Here is a 23,752-nt window from a genome sequence, read left to right as displayed (position 1 = left end):
AATGTAATGAAGATTGTAAAATCTATGCAAAATATGAACGTACATATTGAAAAGACAGAAATTTTATCTGATAACTGGTATACTTTGAAAAAAGTAACTTTCAATATTCAAAAAAAAGACGGAACCATCGAACAGCAAAGCCGTGAAGCCTATGACAGAGGAAATGGTGCCGTTATTTTACTTTATAATAAAAAATCTGAAACGATTATTTTGACAAGACAGTTCAGACTGCCAACTTTTATCAATGGAAATCCAACAGGAATGCTGATCGAAGCGTGTGCCGGATTATTGGACGATGACAATCCCGAAGACTGCATCAGAAGGGAAACCGAGGAAGAAACAGGTTATAAGATCTCAAAAGCTGAAAAAATATTTGAAGCCTATATGTCTCCCGGTTCGGTAACAGAAATTCTTCATTTTTTTATTGCAGAATATTCTACGGAAATGAAAATTACAGAAGGCGGCGGATTGGATGAAGAAGGCGAAAACATTGAAGTCCTTGAACTTTCAATTGATAAAGCATTGGAAATGATCGATTCGGGAGAAATTAAAGATGCAAAAACAATCATGCTGCTGCAATATTTAAGAATTAAAAATATTCTATAAAATTCAAATTTAAATTAATTTTATTCAAGCCATTATGAAACTAATATATACAATAAGTCTTTCTTTATTTTTATCTGCTTCTGTTTTTGGACAGAAAACTGAAAAAGCAGGCCCTAAAGATAAAGCTGTCATTGAACATTTTAAGAATGATTATAAAAAGAAAAATTATAAGAAGTTCGATGGAAAAATGACACTTAATGACAATCAGATATTGTTTGATAACAAAATTATATTCTATGATAAAGCGGATAAAATTACTGAAACGATGCTTAAAGAAGGATTAATTTATCCTCAGCTTTTAACGGAATTTCAGGTTGATAAATTCGAAAACGAAGACAGCGACAGAACGCAGAAACGATTTGCAAAAATTCAAAAAAACTGGAAAGATTCTTTTGAAGTCAATAATATTAAACTGAGTGGTGGTTCTGAACTGAGTTTTTTAAGTACCGATGAAAAGGTAAAGCGTTTTAAAGTGGTCTGCAAAGACCCGAAGTTTCCGAATCTTATGATTTATTATTTTGAATTAACGAATAAAAATGCTACAAAAGATACTTCTGTTCAGGATTTTATTAAGAATTCCAAACTGACGCATATTTTCCAGAGAACGGAGTAAGAAGGATGACTAATAACCATAACGTCAATGTAAAAGCTTTATTGAGAAAATATTTTTGGGTAATTATTTTTATTATAATTCTTTTGTTACAGGATTTTTTTCTCAAACCCTTTGTAAAAGATCTGTATTTAAACGACGATATAAAAAATTTCAAAGAGTTTTCATGGAAATACACGGTTTTTATTTTTACTATTCTTGCGGGAATCATTATTTTCATTTCAAGGAAAAACATTACGTTTTCGGCTGTGCCTTCAATTTTATTGGGTTTAATGATATTCGGAAGCGGATTTTACTTCGGATTCCATTCTTTGGTGGATAATGCTTTACTTTTAATCAATTCAAAAAAGAAGAATACGGAAATCAATAAAACTTACGAAGTAATTCATGATAAAAAAAGAAAGTATTTTGGCTGAATAATGAAAATTCTATTCATGATAAAGAGGATCTTCAAAAAATTAACCGCTATAGAATTTCCAAAGATTTAAAAGCTATTTTTAATCTTCAGAATAATGATACGGTAAAAGTAAGGTTTAATAAGGGATGGCTTGATGTAAATTATCTCGAAAAATAATTACGCTCTGAAAATGTACAATGCGACCAGAAGAAACAGAAATATAGGAACCGAAAATCAAGGTTTTAGCCAAAATAATAAATTGAAAATTTCAACACCTAACGGAACACTAAAGTCTTTTTACGAAAGAATTGGCAAGCATGAAAAAAAATCTAAAGTAATAAATGGACACGAATTTTTATTTATCATTGAAGAGCTTCGCGAAAACTGTTATCACTCCTGTTCTGTTTCTGATCTTGAAAAGATAATCGAAAATATTCCTAAAGAAGATTATGGAGATTTAAAGTTTATTGTTTTACGCCAGCCGAAAAGAAAGGAGGAAATAATCTCTCCGGTTTGGGGAAGGCTTGTTTACAGCTTTGAGTACGAAAACGAATATTTTCCAGCAATAGTTTTAGACTCAATAGATTTAAACAAAAAGTTAACATGGTCTAAAAAGCAAAGTGTTGAAGATCAGAAAGAATTTGAAAGATTAAAGCAAGACGGACATATTTTTACAGAAGATAAAAGAAATTTTGTTTCTCAGTTAAGTTTGGAGCCTTCAAGAAATACTCAATTGTATAGAACTTTATTACATGAATTTGGCCATTATGTTCATTATTTAGAAGTTGTTGAAAGACCTTTCGAAAATGATGAAGATTATGATGCAAAAGAAATTTGTGATGATTATTACTCAGCCTTACCTAAAGTTGAAAAAGAAAATTTTGCCCATCAATATGCTGATCAACTGAAGAAAAAATTAACTGAAGAAAAAATAATTCCTTTTAATAGTCTTTAATTTAAAAGATCAAAAATGAAAATCAAAAGCATAGATCACCTTGTTTTAACAGTTGCAGACATTGAAAAAACAGTAGATTTTTACACCTCTATTCTTGGGTTTGAAGTCGTAGTTTTTGGAGAAAACAGAAAAGCACTGACTTTTGGAAATCAGAAAATTAACCTTCATCAGAAAGTAAAAGAATTTGAACCAAAAGCTGAACATCCGACTTGTGGCTCTGCGGATCTATGTTTTATTTCCGAAACCGACATTTACGAAGTTTTACGGGAACTAAAGGAAAAGAATATTGAGATCATCGAAGGAATTGTTGAGAGAACCGGAGCTTTAGGAAAAATACAATCGGTTTATTTTAGAGATCCGGATCTGAATTTAATTGAGGTTAGTAATTATCTGTGAAATAACACATAAAATTATGCACAAAGATTATCTTAATATTAATTTTCAGGATAAAATAAATTAATACTGAATAAGTTATGATTTTTACATTTTAAAACCTTAATTTTGCACCCCGAAATAAGGATCATCCATTATGAAAAAATTAGGCGAATACAGAAAGCTTCTTGAGGTAGATAAAAATGTAACACTGAAGGAATTGAAAACCATCTACAGGAATACGATGAAAGATACGCATCCAGATAAATTCATCAATGATGAAGCAGGAAAGCAGGAAGCGGAAGAAAAAAGCAAGTCTGTGATTGAAGCCTATCATTTTCTGGTGAGCATCAATCCGGAAACACAGGAAAAATACAAAGAAGAATATACCGAAACCATTACGAAATCTAATATTCAGGATTTTTATCTTGAAAAATCGGTTCTAAAAGTGCAGCACCTGAACGGAAATATGTACGAATATCTTGGAGTTCCGAAAAATACCTATATCAAAATGGTGAATTCTGATTCTCCGAGCCGTTTTGCAAGAAGACATATTTACGGAAGTTTTGTCTACAGAAAAGCCGGTGAGGCAATGGCGGAATAATCCCCTATTTACAATAAATAAGAGCTTTCAATTAATTTTGGAAGCTTTTTTATTTGATTAATTTTTTTTGATTGTCCGTAATTTGTCAGAATAAAAACCTCTGCGATCTCAGTTAAGTTTTAACGCTTCTGCGAACCTTAAAAACTAGTTTGTTTATAAAAAGTCTTTGCCTGCTTAGCGTTAAAATCAAGCATTATGATTGATAACAGATAATCAATTAAATTTTAATTTTAACGCAAAAGAGTCGCTAGTCTTTTTTAAATTATTGAACATACTTTTCGGTCGCAAAGACTTTTTATTCAGCAAATGAGCAATCATGTTTCTTTTCTTTTTAAGATTGCTTCGTCGCTTCAGAACTACGTTTGCAGGTCTTCAGTTTGGTCGCAATGACATAAAAAAAACCGCATCATTGCTGATACGGTTTTTGGTTAATTAAGGTGTTATATTAGTCTAAATGTTTTGGCGTAAAACCATCTTCACTTAGTTCTCTGTGCTCATAATCGGCTTTCATTTCAGCTTCATAATCTACTTTTTTATGTTTACCCATTCTTCTCAGAATTGAATCAAATAAAGAGTAAACTACCGGTACAATAATTAAGGTAAGGAATAGAGACGATGTTAAACCACCGATAACTACCCAAGCCAAACCTTTGTTCATTTCCGCTCCGGCTCCAGTCGCCAATGCGATCGGCAGCATCCCGAAGATCATCGCAATCGTTGTCATAAGGATCGGACGAAGACGGGCGTGATTTGCCTGTACCAAAGCGTCGTGTGTATTGGATCCTGCTGCTTTTCTGGCATTGGTAAAGTCGACAATCAAAATCGCGTTCTTCGCAACCAGACCAATCAACATAATCATCCCTAACATCGTAAAGATATTCAGTGAATTTGCTGTTAAGGCAAGAATTACCATTACTCCGATCATCGCCAGAGGAATTGAGAACAATACCACGAAAGGATACACAAAACTGTCGTATAATGAAACCATTACAAGGTAAACCAATACAATAGCCGCCAATAAAGCGATTCCCAACGTACCGAAACCTTCCTGCTGGTTTTCCATATCTCCACTCCAAATATAATCTACTCCTATAGGTTTGTTTTTGCTCTTCATGAACTGATTTGCCCATTCGTTGGCAACATCTCCTACAGGTCTACCCACTGCTTTAGCTCTTACTTTTACAGAAGGTGATTTATCTCTACGCTCAAGCAAACTCGGCCCAGATCCCATTTTAACCTCAGCAAACTGACTAAGACGAACCTGCTGTCCCTGAGGATTCGTAAACATTAAGTTTTTAACATCATCAATAGACTGTCTGTTCGCATCTCCGAAACGGATATTGATGTCATACTCGTACTCTCCAGCTCTGAATTTCCCGTCTGTATTTCCGTTGAATGCCGTCTGCATTGTCTGTCCTACACTTGAAAGATTCAGGCCTAAAGAAGCCATTTTATCTCTGTCGATATTTACCTGAACTTCAGGGTTTCCTGAATCGGTAGATAATTCTGCATCTACTGCTCCCGGAACTTTTTTCAGCAATTCTAAAATTCTTGTTGCTTCTTTTACAGCGGTTGCGTTGTCCGGAGCGGTTACTACCATTTCGATCGGTGCATTTTCAGCACCCATGATTCCGATTGGAGCAGTTTTGAATTCTACTCCTGTAAATTTCTCTTCTAAAGCTCTTTTTATTTTTGCAGCTTTGATATTGGTGCTTTCAGAACGTTCAGATTTATCCGTTAAATTTACCTGAACTTCCGACTGATAAGTTGTCGCCTGAGCTCCGCCAAAACCTGTTGACTGCTGTCCTACTGTTGTAATTAAATCAACAACATCTTTATCGTTTCTTAAAAACTTCTCAACATCTAAAGTCAGTTGATTGGTCTTTTCAATGGTTGCATCTTTTGGTAATTCCATCTGAACAAGGAACTGCCCTCTATCGATCGGCGGGAAAAATTCTCCTCCGATAAATCCGAATGCTACCAACATGAATGAAGAAATCAATACGATGAAAGTAATTACGACCGTGGAAATTCTTCTTAATGTGGTTTTTAAACACCATTCAAGAATTCCTGTGATCCAGTGCGTGAATTTCTCGATTAAACCTTCAAACCAAAGGATGAATTTTTCGAACCAGTTTTTTCCTGTTAAATGCTCAAGCTTACCAAATCTAGATGAAAGCCACGGAATGATGGTAAATGAAGCCAGCAACGATAGCATTGTTGCGATAACCACCGTAACGCAGAACTGAGCCAGAATGTTGGCTACCAAACCAGAACTCATCGCAATCGGTAAGAATACCACCACAATTACCAAAGTAATCGCTGCAACAGTAAACCCGATCTCCGAAGCCCCGTCGTAGGCTGCCCTGATTTTACTTTTCCCCATCTCCATGTGACGGTAAATATTTTCCAGTACAACGATCGCGTCATCCACAAGAATACCTACCACTAAGGAAAGTCCCAGTAAACTCATTAAGTTCAGCGTATATCCCATCAGATTCATTCCGATGAATGTTGCCACCAATGAAGCCGGAATGGAAACCATTACGATGAAGGCATTTCTGATGCTGTGAAGGAATAATAACATTACAATTGCTACCAGAATAATCGCTAAGAATAAGTCGAAAATTACGTGGTTCGCAGATTCAAGGGTAAAGTCGGTTGTATCGTTTACCACTTTTACTTTTACACCCTGTGCTTTATAAGCTTCCTGAACGGTTTCAATGGTTTTCTGAACGCTTTCAGATACTGCAACCGCATTGGCATCAGATTGTTTTTTAACCTGCATTAAGATCGTAGGAAACTGGTTGAATCTCGCTACTTTCTCCACATCTTTCTGAGAATCGAAAACCGTAGCAATATCAGACAAACGAACCTGCGCTCCGTTTTTATTGGAAACCACAAGATTGTTCATTTCAGCTACAGATTTATACTTTCCGGATAATCTGATGGTAGATTTTGAGGTTCTGGTTTTCAGACTACCTGTCGGGAAATCTAAGTTTGAAGAAAGAATTGCCTGCTGAACATCTCCGATAGAAAGTCCGTAACCCTGCAGTTTTTTCTCGTCAAGATTTACCTGAATTTCTCTTTCCTGTCCACCCACAAGGTCAACCTGAGCAACACCGTTTACACGGGAGAAAATAGGCTCAATTTTTTTATCTAAAAGGTCATAAAGATCTTTGCTGTTTAATTTGTCTGATGAAATACTCATCGTGATAATCGGTAAATCATCCAGAGAGAATTTATTAAGAGACGGCGCTTTTACATCATCCGGAAGGTCTGCCAGAATGGCGTTTACCTTTCTCTGTGCATCATTCAATGCATAATCTACATCAGCTCCGTCGTTCAGCTGAACCATAATTACGGACAAACTTTCATAGGAAGAAGATTCTACTTTCTTCACATTTTCCAAAGAACCAACGGCATCTTCAATCTTTCGGGTAACGGATGTTTCCACCTCTGCAGGCGAAGCTCCCGGATACACCGTAGAAATGGTTACCATATTGGTTTCAAACTTCGGAATCAATTCGTATCCCATGAGCGTATAACTCAGGATACCTCCCAACGTAAGAATCGTAAACAATACGATTACCAACGAAGGTCTTTTAATCGATATTTCTGCTAACTTCATAAACCTTCTACTTTACGATATTTACTTTAGATCCGTTATCCAGATTGATCTGTCCGCTTGTAACCACCTGATCTCCGTCATTCAGTCCGCTTAAAACCTGAACTTTATCGCCATATACTTTTCCGACGGTTACTTTGATGAGTTTAGCCACTCCGTTCTGTACAACAAATAATTGTCCGGAGCTTACCCCGTTTACAAATGCTTCTGCAGGAACCGTTAACATATTCTGTGTTTCTGCGCCGTTGTTTGTTTTAAAGGTTGCTGTTGCGTACATACCGGCTTTAAGGTTTCCTCTGTTCTGAACTTCAATTTCAACAGGGAAATTTAAAGAAGCATCACTTTTAGGAGCGATAAATGTAATTCTTCCCACAAATGAATCTTCCGGTAAAACGTTTACTTTAATCGGAACTTCCTGTCCTAACTGAATTTTCCCGATCTGGCTTTCATCAACCAAAACCGAAAGTTTTAAGCTGTTGATGTTTACGATTTCGAATAGTCCTGTTCCCGGAGCAACCACCATTCCCGGCTCTACCATTTTTTTATTGATGGTTCCGCTGATTCCTGCACGAATACTTGTATCATTTACTTTTACACCCTGAGCTCTTAGAGCAGCCTGAGCGTTTTTAAGCTGTAATCTGGAATTATCAAGCTGCTGTTTGGTAACACCTCCTGTTTTAAAGGCATTTTCATAACGCTGGTTGTCTGCAATAGCATTCTGTAAATTGTTCTGAGCCTGTGTAACATCTACTTCAATAGCATCTCTTTTAATAGTTGCCAATACCTGTCCTGCTCCCACTCTTGAGCCTTCTTTTACCAAAACGCTTACCACGCGTCCTGAAATTTCAGAAGACTGGTTCATTTCCTGCTTCGGGATAAATGTTCCGTTTGCACTGTAATCTGTATCAATGTTTTCTCTCGAAACCGTTACAACGTTTACGTTAACTTTGTCTACCTGCTTTGCAACCTCTTTTACTTCCTGTGTCTGCTTTTCTTTATTTCCGGCAATCTTGTAAGCCGCCAAACCAACCAGGACAGCTGCTACGATGATATATATTAAAGTTTTTTTCATAGTTTATTACGGGTTTTGTAGTGTGTTTAATTCTCCTTTTGCTTTAATTAATTTAATTTCAGCCTGTTTGTAATCCAGCAAAGCATTGGCGTAATTCTGTTTTGCCTGCGTTAATGCATTTTCAGCATCCAGAACTTCTGTAAGTGTTGCTAAACCGTACTGGTAATTGGATTGTGTATTTTTCTGAACTCTTTCTGCCAATCCTACGTTGTCTTTCATACTTTCAATATTAATTAAAGCATTTTCTATGTTGGTAATGGCATTTTTATAATCTAAATTAAGGCTTAACTGTGTATTCTGAATATCCAGATCAAGATCCTGAATATCAACTTCTGCCTGATTGATCTTTGCTTTTGTAGCTCCTCCGGTAAAAATCGGAATATTAACATTTAATCCGATTGCAGAGTAATCGCTCCAAAGCACACCATTTTTAAGCCCGTTAGTTAATGGAAATTTTGCTCCGTTTGCACCCCAGCCGTAATTGGCAACAAGGCTTACTGTAGGGTAAAGATACGCTTCAGTCGCTTTTTTATTGAATACCAGAAGCTCTCTGTTTTTATTTAAAACTTTGATTTCGGTACGGTTATCAAGATTTAAATTTCCTGCAACCAGTTCCGGTTTTGGTTCAATGGTTTTTTCTTCTAGCTCGATATCAGATTCAATCGGAACTCCCATATAGAACTTCAGTGCGTTTTTAGCCAACTGAACAGAATTAATTAATGTCTGTTTGTTTGATCCGATGTTGGTAAGCTGAACATTCGTTCTGTCGAGATCAATGGATTTTGCCAGTCCGTTATCCACCAGACTTTTAATTACATTTCTTACTTTTTCGGTATTCGCATAGCTTGCTTCTACGGTTTTAAGATTTTCTTCCTGAACAAAAACCTGATAGTAAGCGGATGCTACGTTTTCGATGATCTGCTCATTGGTAAGCTGTGCATTAAGAACATAAAATTCTCTTGTAGATTTTGCCGCCTTCAGTCCGGTGAACACTCTCTGATCGAAAATTGCCTGTTGAAGCTGTACGGAAGCGGTAGAGTTCCAAGGCTGTCCAAACTGGGCTCTGATTTTTTCGCCTCCAAATGCAAGAAGGGATTCCTGAATGATGGGATTGTAGGTAAGACCTGCTGTCGCTGAAATCTGAGGTAAAGCTCCTGCTTTTGCCTCATCAATCTTATATTCGGCTTTTTTGATCTGTAAAGCTGCCTTTTTGGCTTCCGCTTTATTCTGAAGTGCCTGTTTGATTGCTTCCTGTAAGGAAACCTGCTGTTGTGCAGACACCGATGAAAAACCGAACATCATAAATGCAGCCGCTATTCCTACTTTTAGCTTGTTTGCAGTTATACGTTTTTTCATAATATTATACTTCGTTTATTTTTTTAATGTAATTATTATGTTAAATGCTTTTATATCTAAATGACGAATCATTTCTTAAAATACTTTAACATTTTTTTAGTTTTTAAATAGCATATTCAAAATGATCTCTTTTCTTTCGGAAATGATCTTATCGAATTCCTCTTCGCTGATCATAAGATTTTCCATTAATAAAGGTCTTACCGCGCTTGGAAAAACCAGCAGAGAAATCATATTCAGAAGAAAATGAATAGGTTTCATCCTCTCTATATTTCCCCGTTCCATTTCTATTTCAATATCTGTAAAAAGCCTTTTCAGCTCATCTTCTTCGATGTCTTTTTTGTGGCAGTTTCCTTTATTGATCTGTGAAACGATATAGGTTTCGAGATAAGGATACTGAAGACTTGTAGACAAACTTCCTTCGATAAACTGGCTGATCTTTTCTTTCAGAGGAAGATCAGAATTCATGATAATTTCAGATTTTTCTTTTTCCACTTTCTGAGCTTCATCAAAAATAATCTGAATGAGATTGTCCCGTGAGCGGAAATAATAATTGATAAGCGTTCTGTTGACACCGGCTTCATCAGCAATCTCCTGAGTAGTAGCGTCAAACTTACCTTTCACAAAGAATAAATTCTTTGCTGTGTCTTTAATTAATTCCTGTGTTTGGTCTTTTTTTGCTTGATTTGACATTTTTGTTAAACAAATTTGTGCAAATTTAAATCAAATTTTATTTTTGACAAAATTGTTAAACAAAATTATTAAACAAATTAGTGTGACATGCATCATATTTTTGACTTTATTCTCAGATTACGACTTATTAACCTTTGATAAATAACCTGATTTTATATCTTTGCCGAAAAATTAGTAACCGATGCGAAAAATATTGTTTCTATGCACAGTTTTCTGCTGTGGATTTTTGTTTTCTCAAAGCAAAATTTCAAAAAACAATGATTATTATTTTTACGAAAACAAGGGACAGATCGTAGATCAGGACGGTAAAGAAAATGCAGGCGTAAAATACCTTTTCCACTCTGCAGGACTGAATGTACAGCTTCGATCTAACGGTTTTTCTTATGATGTTTATGAAACAAAAAAAACAGTAAACCCGAATTCGTCAAAATTCCGAAAAGACCATTCTGTTGATGCAAAAACATATTGTTATGATGAATTTAATTACGAAAATCTGTTTCACCGAATTGATATTGAATTAATTAATTCGAACAAAACGGCAAAATTGACTGCGGAAGGCAAATCTGCAGATTACGATAATTATTACAACATTCCCAACAAACCGAAAGGAGTAACCAGTGTGCATCGTTATCAGAAAGTTTCTTATAAAAATATTTATCCGAACATTGATCTGGTATTTTTTAAACCTAATGATACTTTAAAACCCATTGAGTATAATTTTATTATCAATCCCGGAGGAAAAATTTCAGATATTAAAATGAAATTCAGTGGTGCTCCTGTTGCTGTAAAAGAGAATAAACTTTTAATGAAATTACGTTTCGGAGAAATGTATGAAAATATTCCTAACAGCTGGATTGCAGGAAATAAAAAAGAGAATATTCATGTTTCTTTTAATGATCTTGGCGATGAGATTTTCGGATTTAATGCTCCTGTAAATGTTTCTGATAAAACTATTGTTATTGATCCGGTTCCTACAAGGGTTTGGGGAAGTTATGCAGGAGGTTATGGAGAAGATTACGGAAAAATTAAAACCGACGATCAAAACAGACCTTATCTTTATGGAGGAACTACCAGTACTTCTAATATTGCTACAAGTGGTGCATATCAAACCTGGCTAAACGGACAAGCTGATGCATTTGTAATGAAACTTACAAGTGACGGGCAAAGATCCTGGAGTACTTATTACGGAACTTCCAAAACAGATTATTTCAATGATGTTACATTTGATGAAAATTATAATGTTTATCTCGGCGGTACAGCAGAAAAAACACTTACTAAAGATGCACTATTAGTAAAATTAAATGCTAATGGAAATTTAATGTATATTAAAGATTTCAGCGGAACTCAAGTTGATGAATGCTATACTGTTTCCTATAACCAAAGCCATATTTATCTTGGAGGAGAAACGATGAGTACAGACTTTCCGGTTATTAATGCTGCATATCCTGTAAAACCGAGCGGAGCAGGGTATTATGATGGGTTCTTAATTGATCTGGACAGTGCAACGGGTAATGCACAATGGTCTACTTATTTTGGTGGTTCATCATTATCAACATCTATTTTCACTATATTTTCTTCTACAAATAATCTGGAAGTGATTGGAGCAACGCAATCTTCTACAATTCCAATGATTAATCCGTTTCAGGCTACAAATGGCGGCACATCGGATGGACTCTATTTAAAATTTTCAAAATCAGGAATTTTGTTAAGATCAAGCTATTTTGGAGAAAACGGGCAGGAAAGTGTACGTGAAGCAAGAATCATTAATAATAAACTTTTACTTGCCGGCGAATATATGGAGCTTGTTCCTGGTAGTGTTCTAAAACCGGGAGTCTGGAAAGTAGATTTAGCATCCAACGCTATCGATAAAGTTTATTTTCCATTTATTTATCAGATGCAATTAACAGCCTACATAGATATTACAGGAAATATATTTTTTGGAGGGCTGGCTTACACAAATCAAACGGGCATTGCAACTCCCGGTGCTTATATGGAAACAACCGGGCCCTATATTAAAACTTTTTTAGTAAAATATAATTCTAGTAATGTTAAAGAATGGGGAACTTTTTATGGAGGTAACGGGGGAACTCAATTAGGAACACCAACTAAAGACAGTAACGGATTTATTTACTTTACAGGAATGTCCAGTAATAATACAACTGGTATTGCAACTCCGGGAACATTTCAGCAACAAGGCGGTCATCCATCGAATGATATATTTATTGCAAAATTTCAGGATTGTACGTCGTCTGCTGTAATTTCATCAAACTCTCCCGTTTGTATTAACTCTAACCTTCAGCTAAGTGCAACCGGAGGCACAAATTACCACTGGACAGGTCCAAACGGATTTACTTCTACTCTACAGAATCCTGTAATTCCCAACGCAACAGCAGCTAACGCAGGAGTATACACCTGTCAGGTTACCGGTTCAGGAGCCTGCGATGGAAGTTTTACAGTAAACGTAGTTGTAGGAGACAATGTTGCTCCAATTCCAAATACTGCCAGTCTTCCCAACATTACCGGAGACTGCCATACGACGATTTCCAGTTTTCCAAAAGCAACAGATAATTGTGCCGGAATTATTACGGCAACCACTACCGATCCTCTTTCCTATTCTGTTCCGGGAACTTATGTGATTCACTGGACTTATAATGACGGAAACGGAAATGTTTCGGCTCAAAACCAAAATGTAACGGTAACAGCAACGGCATTACCTGTAACAACCAATATTCAACAAATTTTCTGTAAAAGCACTAATCCAACGGTTGCCAATATTCAGATTACAGGACAGAATATCAAATGGTACAATGCAGCCGGAAATGTTTTGCCTTCTACAACGGCTCTGGTAAACGGACAGACCTATTATGCTTCTCAAACGATTAACGGATGCGAAAGTGATAAAATCGCTGTTCAGGTTACTGTAAATGAAACTCCGAAACCTACAGGAAACGCTGTTCAGGATTTTTGTGCTTCGGCAAATCCTACTTTGGCAAGTTTAGCTGTAACCGGAACTTCCCTTAAGTTTTATGATGCCGCAGGAAATATCTTACCGCTTACAACTCCTCTGGTAAATGGAACAGTTTACTACGTAACACAGACGGTGAACAATTGTGAATCTGAAAAACTGGCAATTACGGTAACACTTTCAACGAATAATGTTCCTGCCAATGATTATTCGGCGACGTTCTGTAACAGTACGACAGGAAACTCTATGATGGTGAATTTAACGTCGTATCAAAGTAATATTATTGCCAATCCTTCAGGATATACATTTACTTATACGGATGATTTTGGGAACGTAATTACCAATCCTTCGGCATATTCTATCAATTTAGGTGCTACTGTAATCCACGTAAAAGTTTCCACACCGGACGGATGTTTTAAAATTGTACGATTAAATTTAGCTCTGAACCCTAAACCTATATTTAACCTTCCTGAAAGAATTGATTTCTGTAAAGGAAAAACAGTTACTCTGGATGCAGGAAGCGGATTTTCATCTTACCTATGGAGCAACGGAGCGACAACTCAGACAATTACCGTTTCAGCTCCCGGAAATTATTCTGTAACAGTAACGAATAGTTTTGGCTGTCAGAGTACAGATAACATTCAGGTAAGCTATACGGTTTTGCCGGAAATTGTTTCCGTAAATATCAGCAATAATTCCGCAACGGTAATCCTTTCTGCGACAGGCAGCTTTGAATATTCTTTAGATAACTTCACATGGCAGGATTCTAACATTTTCACGAACTTAAATATTGGAGAATATATTGTTTATGTAAGAACAAAGGGCGGCTGTATTATTGGTCAGAAACCTTTTTCGATATTCAATATCCCAAATGCATTCACTCCTAATGCAGACGGATATAACGATCAATGGAAAATTACAGGACTGGAAAATTATCCGGGAACTGAAGTGAACGTTTACGACAGAAGAGGTCTTCCTGTTTTCAAAGAGATTATTTCTAAAAAACCTCTGCATTGGGACGGGAAACTCAACGGAAGTCCTGTCCCGACAGGAAACTACTGGTATACGATAAAAGTTTCAGATGGCAGAGTATATACAGGCTGGCTTCTGATTAAAAACAGAGACTAAACAAAAACGAGCGGAAAATTTTCCGCTCGTTTTTTATTTTTAAAGGTTTATTGATTATTTTTTACCACTTTTTGATGAGTCAAAAACAATTACAATAATCGAATTTTATCGTCCAGAATATCAATAATTTTATCTTTATACAATCCTCCGATGGCTTTTTTAAAGTTCTTTTTGCTCATCTGAACTTCGTCCTTAATTTCTTCGGGAGTTGATTTGTCTGAAAGATGAAGCAAACCATAGTTTTCTTCAAGTTTGTCTAAAATTTTCTTTTTAAACTCATCGATATTTTCAAAACCTTGTGGCTGCAGGGAAACGTCAATCTTTCCGTCTTCGCGGATCTCTTTGATATACCCTGATTCTTCAGACAACGGATAAAGCTTTTTGAATACATCCGAATTGTAGATGAGTCCGATATATTTTTTGTTGATGACTACATTCCAGCCCAACTCACTTTCATTCATCATAATAAGATCCACTTTATCTCCTTTTTGGAAAGGCAGATTCTGATATTGAGGATTTCTTTTGAATTTCGTGGTTCCGGTAATCAGTTCCATATCTTCATCCACATAAATATAGACAAGATATCTTTTGCCTTCAATGATCTTAGATTTCTGCTGCTTGTAAGGAATAAACAAATCTTTGATGATTCCCCAATCCATAAAAGCCCCGCTTGGAAGACTTTGTACACAGCTCATTACGGCAAACTCTCCTACTTCTGCCAAAGGAATTTCTGTAGTTGCCTTTAATTTTCCATCATCCTGATATACAAAAACCTCAATTTCGTCATCAATTTCCTTATCATCCTGAATGAAAATTTTAGGAAGAAAAGCCTTTTCTCCGGATTCGTCAGTTAAGATCCATCCTGAATTATTTTTATCTGAAATTTTTAAAGTCTGAGTTTTTCCGAATTGCATGTATGATAAAATTAGTCTGCAAAGGTAAGGAAATATAACCCGAATCTGCAAAATGTAAAACTTTAAACAAAAAAAGAGAAACAATCTGCTTCTCTTTCTAACTTTTAATATCAAATTATTAATATGTTGTTTAAACTAATTTTAAAATTAACCGCAAAAGAGACATAAAAGACTTTATTGGATTTATGTAAAGTATTTCAAAAGTCTGCAAAGAAAAAAATCTTTGATTTTTTTTAACTTATGTGCTCTTTTTTCAATTTAGGAATTAAACTTAAACAGCTAAAGTGTTACAATCTTCTGCATCTTTTGCGGTAAAAAAGTTTAGACAAGTTTAATATTAATTTCAAACTGTTTTTTTATGAATTTTGTACAAATTCCATCAGTTCCCGTTTACTGCTTTCAAAATCGAAGGCATCGTAAACCAGAAAATATTTATGCTTATCTACACATTTTGAAAACATAGATTTTGCCAGTGAAAGTTTATTTTTATCAAAACTCACTTCTTTTACCAAAGCACTGATCTGTTGGGAAGTAAACATGGTTGTACGCATCTGCTGTCGGATCATTGAGAGTTTACTGTCGTCGAATCTTGCATTTTTTCTCAACATATCCATAAATTCACTGAAGGAACTGTTATCCATCACATTGGCATAACTTCCGCCATCATTCCATCCTCCTGAATTTCCGTAGGGATTGTTCCAAACATCATTCCAGTCATTAAATCCGTAAGACTGGTTCTGAACAGGATATGAATCTAATAAAAACAATCCTTCATTGGTAAAGAAATCAAGAACCAATCTGGTATTGTTTCTTACATTTAAGGTGGTTCTGTATAATAAATACCCGCTTTCGTAAATCGAAACAGGAATTCTTCCTGACGGGAGATCAAAAAATCTGAATCTTCCGGAATTGTTGGAAATAAACTGATCTCCCAGTTCCACACTGAACATTCCCTGCTCTGGAATTCTCAGGAAAACTTCTGAATATCCATACTGCTGATTCCATTGGTAATTTGGATTTTTAACCCTGAATCCGTTGTTATTTTCATTCTGATTTCTGAAACCGGAATTATTGCTGTTTCTGCTCTCCGTTCTTTTTGCTTTTGGAGATTCCATTTCTGTTTTTGAAGCCTCGTTTTTTAAAAGTTCGCCTGCTTTTCCTGCTTCCTGCGCGAAAGAAAAACTTCCTACAAGAAACAAAACACTCATAAATATATTTTTCATAACACTTTTTTTAATCTCCAGCTCCACTTTCATGCCAAAAAAAAGAGAAACCAGTATCTGATTTCTCTTTTTTATTTATATGATTGTTAATCAATTACATATGAATTGGTCTTTTCGCGGTAGCATCTAAAGCTGCTTCTTTAATCGCTTCTGCATAAGTCGGGTGTGCGTGAGAACTTCTTGCGATATCTTCTGCACTTGCACGGAATTCCATAGCGATAACTCCTTCAGCAATTAAATCTGCCGCTCTTGCTCCTACGATGTGCATTCCAAGAACTTCGTCTGTTTTTTCGTCTGCAATAATTTTTACCAGACCATCTACATCACCACTTGCACGGCTTCTTCCCAAAGCTCTCATCGGGAAAGAACCTACTTTATAAGCGACTCCTTCTTCTTTCAACTGCTCTTCAGTTTTTCCAACTCCTGCAACTTCCGGCCATGTGTAAACCACTCCCGGAATTAAATTATAGTTGATGTGAGGCTTCTGTCCTGCTAAAGTTTCAGCAACAAAAACACCTTCCTCTTCTGCTTTGTGAGCCAGCATTGCTCCTTTTACCACGTCTCCGATTGCATAAATGTTGGCAACATTAGTTTGTAAATGGTCATTTACTTTCACTCTTCCTCTTTCATCAAGCTCAACACCAGCTTTTTCCAATCCAAGACCGTCTGTGTAAGGCTTTCTTCCTACAGAAACCAGACAGTAATCTCCTTCTACTGTTACTTCTTCTCCTTTTTTGTCTTTCGCTGTAATTTTTACGGTCTCTCCGTTTCTTTCCACTGCGGATACGGCTGTAGAAAGCATGAATTTCATTCCCTGCTTTTTAAGAACTTTCGTTAATTCTTTACTTAGCGCTCCGTCCATTGTCGGGATAATTTTATCCATAAACTCAACCACTGTCACCTGAGCTCCTAATCTTAAATAAACAGAACCTAATTCAAGACCGATTACTCCGCCTCCGATTACGACTAAATGTTTCGGAATTTCTTTAAGATTTAAAGCTTCTGTAGAAGTAATCACTCTTTCTTTATCTAACGTGATGAAAGGTAAAGAAGAAGGTTTAGAACCTGTTGCGATGATGGTATATTTGGATTCGATGGTTTCTGTAGAACCGTCGTTTTTTGTTACTTTGATCTGAGTAGCGGATTCGAAGCTTCCAACACCTTCAAAAACAGTGATTTTGTTTTTGTTCATCAGATAGCTGATTCCGTCTGTATTTTGTTTAATTACCTCATTTTTACGCTCGATCATTCTTGCAATGTCGGCTTGAGGCTCGTTGATAATGATTCCGTGACCTGCAAAATTGTGTTTTGCGTTCTCAAAATGCTCAGAGCTGTCTAAAAGCGCTTTTGACGGAATACATCCCACGTTAAGACAAGTTCCTCCCAAAGTTGGATATTTTTCAATAATTGCTGTTGTGAAACCTAATTGTGCAGCACGGATTGCAGCAACATAACCACCAGGACCGGAACCGATTACGGTAACATCAAATTGACTCATGTTATTTTATGAATTTGTTTATTATTAACTTTCTTATGCTTACAAATTTAACGATTTATTACCACGTGAGAAAGTGAGATTTGTCAAATTTTTGAGAGGGATGATTGAGGATGGAAGATGGAAGTTTAAAGAATTGCAAATATCTTTTAAATTTAATCTTTTTATTCACTAAACTAAGCATCCAGTAAGATCTTCCAGCTCCCGGCTTCATACTTCCAACCAATTATAAATCCACTATCAGTTTCCCCTGTCCGAATTCTCCTGTGCTTTCAAAATATGAGCCTCCGTAAACGTACCAATCAAGGCTTTCGAGATATTCTACAGCATTTTCTGGAGTAATTTGCGGACGGTCTTTTTTGGAGACAATTCCTTTGTACCATCTTCCGGATTTGGAAAAACTTTCATATTCCACAAAATATCGGATCCAGATTCTCTGGCAAAGTTTACACTGCTGAATGCTTACTTCGGCAAATCTTCCATTCGTTTTATCGATTCCCAATTCTGACGTTCTGAATTCTGTGTAAGTGGAAGTCGGTTTTTCGCAGGCGCATCCCAGTTTCTGGATTTTAATCATTACTAATTGTTTTCTGAAATTAAAAGTCCAAAATTAAAAAATATTAGCTGAATACTCAAGGCGGTTATTTCATCAGATCCAGCAAAACTTTTTCGTACTGATTTAAAATAATATTCTTGGAAAATCTGGATTTTATAGAATTTTTAATAGCTTCATTTTCATGATTTTCATGAAGAATTTTCGTAATTTTCTGTGAAAATTCTTCATAATTTTCAATATTCGCAATTTCACCATTGGTATCGTCCTGAATGATTTCAGTGATTCCTCCGGGGCAATTATTGGCTAAAGAATAGGTTCCGCAAGCTCCGGCTTCCAGTAAAACATTCGGAAAACCTTCATATCTTGATGAAAGAATAAAAAGATCTGCATATTTTAAAAACTGATAAGGATTTTCCTGTCTTCCGTGAAAGATCACGTTTTTTAAGCCTAAAAAATCTTTCATTTGATGCAAAACTTCACGATCCTGTCCGTCACCCAAAATATGAAGCAGGATATTTTCGTTTTTAAGCCTGGAGAAAACTTTCAGTAAATTATCAAAACCTTTTCTTGCCGATAAATTTCCGATCGCGACAACATTTTTATAGCCGTATTTAAAACTTTCCGGTTTATGGGAAATTTTAATTTTTTCATCAATGAAATCAAAATCTACAGGATTGTTTATTTTAACGATTTTCGAAGGCTTAATCTTAAAATTAAGCATCAGATCATGCTTCATATCATCACTTTGCGCAATGATCGTATCATAATTGTTATAGAAGTTGTAGAAAAATTTAATTTCCTTTCTGGTAACGTGCTGAGAAACAACATTGGTTTCCCTTGCAATAAATTTTGTCTTGGGAAAAACTTTGATGAATAAAGACAGATAAGCGTTTACTTCTCCAAATCCGGAAAATACAATATCCGGCTTTCTGCGGTAAATTTCCCTGAGAATAGGTTTTAAGGAATGTCTGATTCTTTCCGTATTAACATCAATGATTTCAACGTCATCTTTCAAAATATTGAGATAACCTCCCTGTTTGCGCAGAAGCAATATCTTAGGCTCAAAACGATCCCGTGAGAGATGATTTGCAATGGTAGTAACAATTCTTTCTGCGCCTCCGGTTTCCAGATCCGGCAGAATAAATATGACAGAAATCTTTTTCATCACTGTAAAATTAGTAAAAAGTTTTCTTAACCTTCAAACCAAACCTATAGAGTTTATTTAATCTTTTTTATAAATAAAAATATACTTATTGGAAAACGCAAAGACGCAAGATCTTTATTAATCTTAAACTTTTAAGGCGTAAGAAAATCAAAGATTTCCAATAAGAATTGATGCCTAATTTTATCGTAGATAAAATATCTTTGCGCCTTAAGACAAGGTCGTATTTAATGAATATTTTGCGTCTTTGCGACGATTATAGCTATTAAGTTTAAACATTCTAATTAATAATTTCAGTATGAAATTAAACTCTATTTAATTTTTTCATTTGTTCAGTTTGTCATTCCGTAGGAATCTCAACATAAAATTTTCTAGTACTACATTTAGATTCCTACGGAATGACAAACTTTACGAATACCACTTAAATGAGTACTTTTTCTTAAAATAAAAAAGAAACTCCTCGTGGGAAGAGCTTCTTTTTTATTTTTTTCCCTGAAGAAACCAGTCTATAAATACCCCAAAAAGAAGTAAAAGGAAATAGCATCCTATCAAGAAAATTATAATATACAAAAGATATTTTAATACATCTTTCATTTAGTTGGCAACATCGCTGATGAATTTTATTCTCAACATTCTCACCTCTTCATCCGAAAGCTCATCTCCGAATTCATCAAGCAGAACTTTCATGCTGTCGCTTTCAGATTCATTCATGAATTCCATGAAACCGTCAACAATATCTTCATCAAAATTATCTTCAATATAATAATCGATATTCAGTTTGGTTCCCTGATAAACAATACGTTCCATTTCCTTCAGCAATTCGTCCATCGAAAGGTTTTTTGCTCTCGCAATGTCTTCAAGATCAATCTTTTTATCGGTACTCTGAATGATGAAAACTTTGTGACTGGATTTGTTTGCCACCTGTTTCAGAACCATATCCTGAGTTCGCTCAATATTGTTATCTTCTACATATTTACTGATGAAATCTGCAAATTCTTTACCATATTTCTTGGCTTTTCCTTCTCCGACTCCGTAGATTTTAGTAATTTCTTCCACCGTAATCGGATACTGAACCGTCATATCTTCCAAACTCGGATCCATAAACACTGTGTAAGGCGGAATTCCGTGTTTTTTGGCAACTTTTTTTCTTAGTTCTTTAAGCTGGTTGAATAAATTCTGATCCAGACCGCCTCCGGACTGCATCTGAACCTGATCGCTTTCTGCTTTTGTCTGCGTTAAATCAAACTCTCTGTCTTCTGCAATTAAGAAAGAATGTTCCAGTTTTCCGTCAAGAACCAGTCTTCCCTTTTCAGCAATTTTTAAAACGCCGTAGGTTTCAATATCTTTCTGTAAAAAATTCTGAACCGTTGCCTGTCTTAAAATCGTTTTCCAGTGGTTGTCTTTTTCTTCTTTTCCAAAACCGAAATAAGAAGTCTGTTCCAGTTTGTAAGACTTAGTAACCGCAGTTTCTTTTCCTGCGATGACCGAAATCAGATCTTTAGCTTTGAATTTTTCTCCGGTATCATTAATAAGCTCCAGGACTTTTTTAAGATCATCTGTTGCATCTTTTAATTTTGGCGGATTCGATGAATTATCGCACATCTTTGCGCCGTCACCATTGATCGGATCAAAATTTTCCCCAAAATAATATAGAATATACTGTCTTCTGCTCATCGAAGTTTCGGCGTATCCAACCACTTCATTGAGAAGCTGCAATCCGATTTCTCTTTCGGAAACAGGCTTCTGAGCGAGGAATTTCTCTAGTTTTTCAATATCTTTAGGATCGTAGAACGCCAGACAATGACCTTCTCCTCCGTCACGACCTGCACGACCGGTTTCCTGATAATAACTTTCCAGAGATTTCGGGAAATCGTAATGAATTACAAAACGTACATCCGGCTTATCGATTCCCATCCCGAAAGCAATAGTTGCCACAATCACATCCACTTCCTCCATCAGAAATTTATCCTGATTCGCTACCCTTATTTTCTGATCGAGACCTGCATGATAAGGCAATGCATTTACGCCATTTACCTGAAGAAGCTGTGCAAATTCTTCAACTTTTCTTCGGCTCAGACAGTAAACAATTCCGGATTTCCCTTTATTCTGACTGATAAATTTAACAATTTCTTTGTCTACGTTTACTTTTGGCTGTACTTCATAGTAAAGATTCGGTCTGTTGAAGCTTTCTTTAAAAACCAGAGCATTTGTCATCCCAAGAGTTTTCTGGATATCATCCTGAACTTTTGGTGTAGCCGTAGCGGTAAGTGCAATCACCGGAACATCGGCAATCTTATCGATAATGGATTTCAGGTTTCGGTATTCCGGTCTGAAATCGTGTCCCCACTCTGAAATACAGTGTGCTTCATCAATCGCAAAGAAAGATATTTTTACATCTTTCAGAAAATCTAAATATTCTTCCTTAATTAATGATTCCGGAGCAACGTATAAAAGTTTGGTCTTGCCATTTTTAATATCGTCGAAAACCTGTTTGGTCTGCGTTTTGTTTAATGATGAATTTAAAACGTGTGCTACTCCATCATCAGATGAAAGCCCGTTTACGGCATCCACCTGGTTTTTCATCAACGCTATAAGCGGAGAAACCACGATTGCCGTACCTTCCGAAATAAGAGCCGGAAGCTGATAACATAAGGATTTTCCTCCTCCTGTAGGCATCAGAACAAATATATCCTTCCCATTCAACAGGTTTTCTATGATCTGCTCTTGCTGTCCTTTAAAAGTAGAAAACCCGAAATATTTTTTCAATTCGCCTGATAAATTGGCTTTTTTTGCGCTCATCTAATTTTCTATTGCTAAATTTGCATCTAACCCAAAGATATGAATTTTTCGCTTAAAATAAAAGCGAACGAATTTATAAAAAATAAAATTTATATTAAATATTCTTTTAAAAATATAACGTTTTTTAAGAGATTTTTTGTATACGCTGTAAAAAGAAAAATGGAAAGAGCCGACATCATTTCAATCGCGAAAAGCACTTTAGAAATAGAAATTTCAGAACTTGAAAAACTTAAATCCAGAATTAATGACAATTTTGCAAAAGCTGTAGAAATCATACATTCTGCAAAAGGAAAACTTATCGTGGTGGGAATCGGGAAATCGGCACACGTCGGAAATAAGATCGTTGCTACCCTGAACTCTACAGGAACTCCTTCTCAGTTTTTACACGCTTCGGAAGCCATCCACGGAGATTTGGGCGTTATTCAGAAGCAGGATGTTGTTTTATGTATTTCAAATTCCGGAAATTCACCGGAAATTGTGAATCTGGTTCCTTATTTAAAAGATTATTCTTCCGCCTTAATAGGAATGACGGGAAATAAATCCAGTAAACTTGCGGAATTTTCAGAAATAATTTTAGATACCCATGTAGAAAAGGAAGCGTGCCCGAATAAACTTGCGCCTACCAGTTCAACCACTCTGCAAATGGCTTTGGGAGATGCTTTGGCGATTGCTTTAATGGAAATGAATGATTTTAAGGCGAATGATTTTGCCAAATTTCATCCGGGAGGAAGTCTGGGTAAAAATTTAATTTCGAAAGTGGATGATTTTCTTTCATCCCAAAAACCTCAGGTTACAGAAAATGATACGGTAAAAGATGTTATTATTTCGATCAGCGGTTCCCGACACGGAATCACGGTAGTCACGAATAATGATGAAATTATCGGGGTCATTACCGACGGCGATTTGAGAAGAATGCTTTTAAAGGGTGATGATATCGCTAAAGTTCTGGCAAAAGACATCATGTCTGCGCATCCGAAAACCATCGAGAGAAGTGCTCTGGCTAAAGAAGCCATGAAAATATTAAAGGACAATAATATCGGACAGCTTGTGGTAACGGAAAACGGAAAATATTTCGGGATTATCGATCTGCACAAACTGCTGGATGAAGGAATTAATTAATCAGAATGTATACGTGAAAAGATTTAATTTTTTCTCATAATAAACATGCATCTGCATTTAAAAAAATGAAACATCTCTTTTTACTGAAACTTTTTCCCTAA

18 protein-coding genes are annotated in these 23,752 nt (G+C 35.9%); 8 read left to right on the top strand and 10 right to left on the bottom strand.

Features of this window, described 5'->3' with window-relative positions; genetic code table 11:
* The first annotated feature begins 24 nt into the window (after window positions 1-24).
* The 6 genes from nudK to AC52CF_RS08680 all read left to right on the top strand — a co-directional run bounded on the left by nudK (window position 25) and on the right by AC52CF_RS08680 (window position 3,544).
* The gene (nudK, locus tag AC52CF_RS08705; protein WP_496518212.1) at window positions 25-606 is read left to right on the top strand and encodes a GDP-mannose pyrophosphatase NudK; all 582 of its coding nucleotides are present in this window, start codon (window positions 25-27) and stop codon (window positions 604-606) included.
* A 34-nt stretch (window positions 607-640) separates the two neighbouring features.
* Window positions 641-1,219 carry a hypothetical protein gene (locus AC52CF_RS08700; RefSeq protein WP_214589947.1) on the top strand — a complete coding sequence of 193 codons (579 nt, stop codon included), beginning with the start codon at window positions 641-643 and terminating at the stop codon, window positions 1,217-1,219.
* A gap of 5 nt (window positions 1,220-1,224) precedes the next feature.
* Window positions 1,225-1,632, top strand: coding sequence for a hypothetical protein (locus AC52CF_RS08695; RefSeq protein ID WP_375181385.1), 408 nt, complete (start codon window positions 1,225-1,227; stop codon window positions 1,630-1,632).
* A 240-nt stretch (window positions 1,633-1,872) separates the two neighbouring features.
* The gene (locus AC52CF_RS08690; protein ID WP_375181384.1) at window positions 1,873-2,568 is read left to right on the top strand and encodes a hypothetical protein; all 696 of its coding nucleotides are present in this window, start codon (window positions 1,873-1,875) and stop codon (window positions 2,566-2,568) included.
* 15 nt (window positions 2,569-2,583) lie between these two features.
* Complete coding sequence (locus tag AC52CF_RS08685) at window positions 2,584-2,964, top strand: VOC family protein (RefSeq protein WP_496518069.1); 381 nt, start codon at window positions 2,584-2,586, stop codon at window positions 2,962-2,964.
* Between the two features lie 133 nt (window positions 2,965-3,097).
* The gene (locus tag AC52CF_RS08680; RefSeq protein WP_087710487.1) at window positions 3,098-3,544 is read left to right on the top strand and encodes a KTSC domain-containing protein; all 447 of its coding nucleotides are present in this window, start codon (window positions 3,098-3,100) and stop codon (window positions 3,542-3,544) included.
* A gap of 445 nt (window positions 3,545-3,989) precedes the next feature.
* On the opposite strand, the gene AC52CF_RS08675 is transcribed toward AC52CF_RS08680, so the two are convergent.
* From AC52CF_RS08675 to AC52CF_RS08660, 4 genes are all read right to left on the bottom strand, one after another.
* Window positions 3,990-7,175 carry an efflux RND transporter permease subunit gene (locus AC52CF_RS08675; protein WP_235130551.1) on the bottom strand — a complete coding sequence of 1,062 codons (3,186 nt, stop codon included), beginning with the start codon at window positions 7,173-7,175 and terminating at the stop codon, window positions 3,990-3,992.
* A gap of 7 nt (window positions 7,176-7,182) precedes the next feature.
* Window positions 7,183-8,244, bottom strand: a complete 1,062-nt coding sequence (locus AC52CF_RS08670) for an efflux RND transporter periplasmic adaptor subunit (RefSeq protein ID WP_235130550.1) — start codon at window positions 8,242-8,244, stop codon at window positions 7,183-7,185.
* A gap of 6 nt (window positions 8,245-8,250) precedes the next feature.
* Entirely contained in the window at window positions 8,251-9,603 is a 1,353-nt protein-coding gene (locus AC52CF_RS08665; RefSeq protein ID WP_214591097.1) for a TolC family protein, read from the bottom strand.
* Window positions 9,604-9,696: 93 nt separating this feature from the next.
* Window positions 9,697-10,290: a TetR/AcrR family transcriptional regulator gene (locus AC52CF_RS08660; protein ID WP_496518068.1), complete on the bottom strand. Its 594-nt coding sequence runs from the start codon at window positions 10,288-10,290 to the stop codon at window positions 9,697-9,699.
* 181 nt (window positions 10,291-10,471) lie between these two features.
* On the opposite strand from AC52CF_RS08660, the gene AC52CF_RS08655 reads away from it, so the two are divergent.
* The gene (locus AC52CF_RS08655; protein WP_375181381.1) at window positions 10,472-14,383 is read left to right on the top strand and encodes a DUF7948 domain-containing protein; all 3,912 of its coding nucleotides are present in this window, start codon (window positions 10,472-10,474) and stop codon (window positions 14,381-14,383) included.
* A gap of 89 nt (window positions 14,384-14,472) precedes the next feature.
* Here AC52CF_RS08655 and AC52CF_RS08650 read toward each other — a convergent pair whose 3' ends face one another.
* From AC52CF_RS08650 to recQ, 6 genes are all read right to left on the bottom strand, one after another.
* Complete coding sequence (locus AC52CF_RS08650; protein WP_375181380.1) at window positions 14,473-15,297, bottom strand: CvfB family protein; 825 nt, start codon at window positions 15,295-15,297, stop codon at window positions 14,473-14,475.
* A 356-nt stretch (window positions 15,298-15,653) separates the two neighbouring features.
* On the bottom strand, window positions 15,654-16,520 hold the full coding sequence (locus AC52CF_RS08645; RefSeq protein WP_214589957.1) for a proline and serine-rich protein 1 family protein: 867 nt from the start codon (window positions 16,518-16,520) through the stop codon (window positions 15,654-15,656).
* Window positions 16,521-16,614: 94 nt separating this feature from the next.
* Window positions 16,615-18,018 carry a dihydrolipoyl dehydrogenase gene (gene lpdA, locus AC52CF_RS08640; protein ID WP_214589958.1) on the bottom strand — a complete coding sequence of 468 codons (1,404 nt, stop codon included), beginning with the start codon at window positions 18,016-18,018 and terminating at the stop codon, window positions 16,615-16,617.
* A 223-nt stretch (window positions 18,019-18,241) separates the two neighbouring features.
* The gene (locus tag AC52CF_RS08635) at window positions 18,242-18,592 is read right to left on the bottom strand and encodes a hypothetical protein (protein ID WP_214589959.1); all 351 of its coding nucleotides are present in this window, start codon (window positions 18,590-18,592) and stop codon (window positions 18,242-18,244) included.
* Between the two features lie 64 nt (window positions 18,593-18,656).
* Window positions 18,657-19,736, bottom strand: coding sequence for a glycosyltransferase (locus AC52CF_RS08630; RefSeq protein ID WP_214589960.1), 1,080 nt, complete (start codon window positions 19,734-19,736; stop codon window positions 18,657-18,659).
* Between the two features lie 591 nt (window positions 19,737-20,327).
* Window positions 20,328-22,532 (bottom strand): DNA helicase RecQ, encoded by a 2,205-nt coding sequence (gene recQ / locus AC52CF_RS08625; protein WP_214589961.1) that lies wholly within the window; start codon window positions 22,530-22,532, stop codon window positions 20,328-20,330.
* 159 nt (window positions 22,533-22,691) lie between these two features.
* Between recQ and AC52CF_RS08620 the strand changes: the two genes are divergently transcribed.
* Window positions 22,692-23,651: a KpsF/GutQ family sugar-phosphate isomerase gene (locus tag AC52CF_RS08620; protein WP_214589962.1), complete on the top strand. Its 960-nt coding sequence runs from the start codon at window positions 22,692-22,694 to the stop codon at window positions 23,649-23,651.
* Window positions 23,652-23,752: the final 101 nt, after the last annotated feature.

The sequence above is a fragment of the Chryseobacterium sp. 2P genome, from assembly GCF_059579425.1.
The sequence above is the reverse complement of the archived record's forward strand: the minus strand, read 5'-3'. Positions and strand labels throughout refer to the sequence as shown.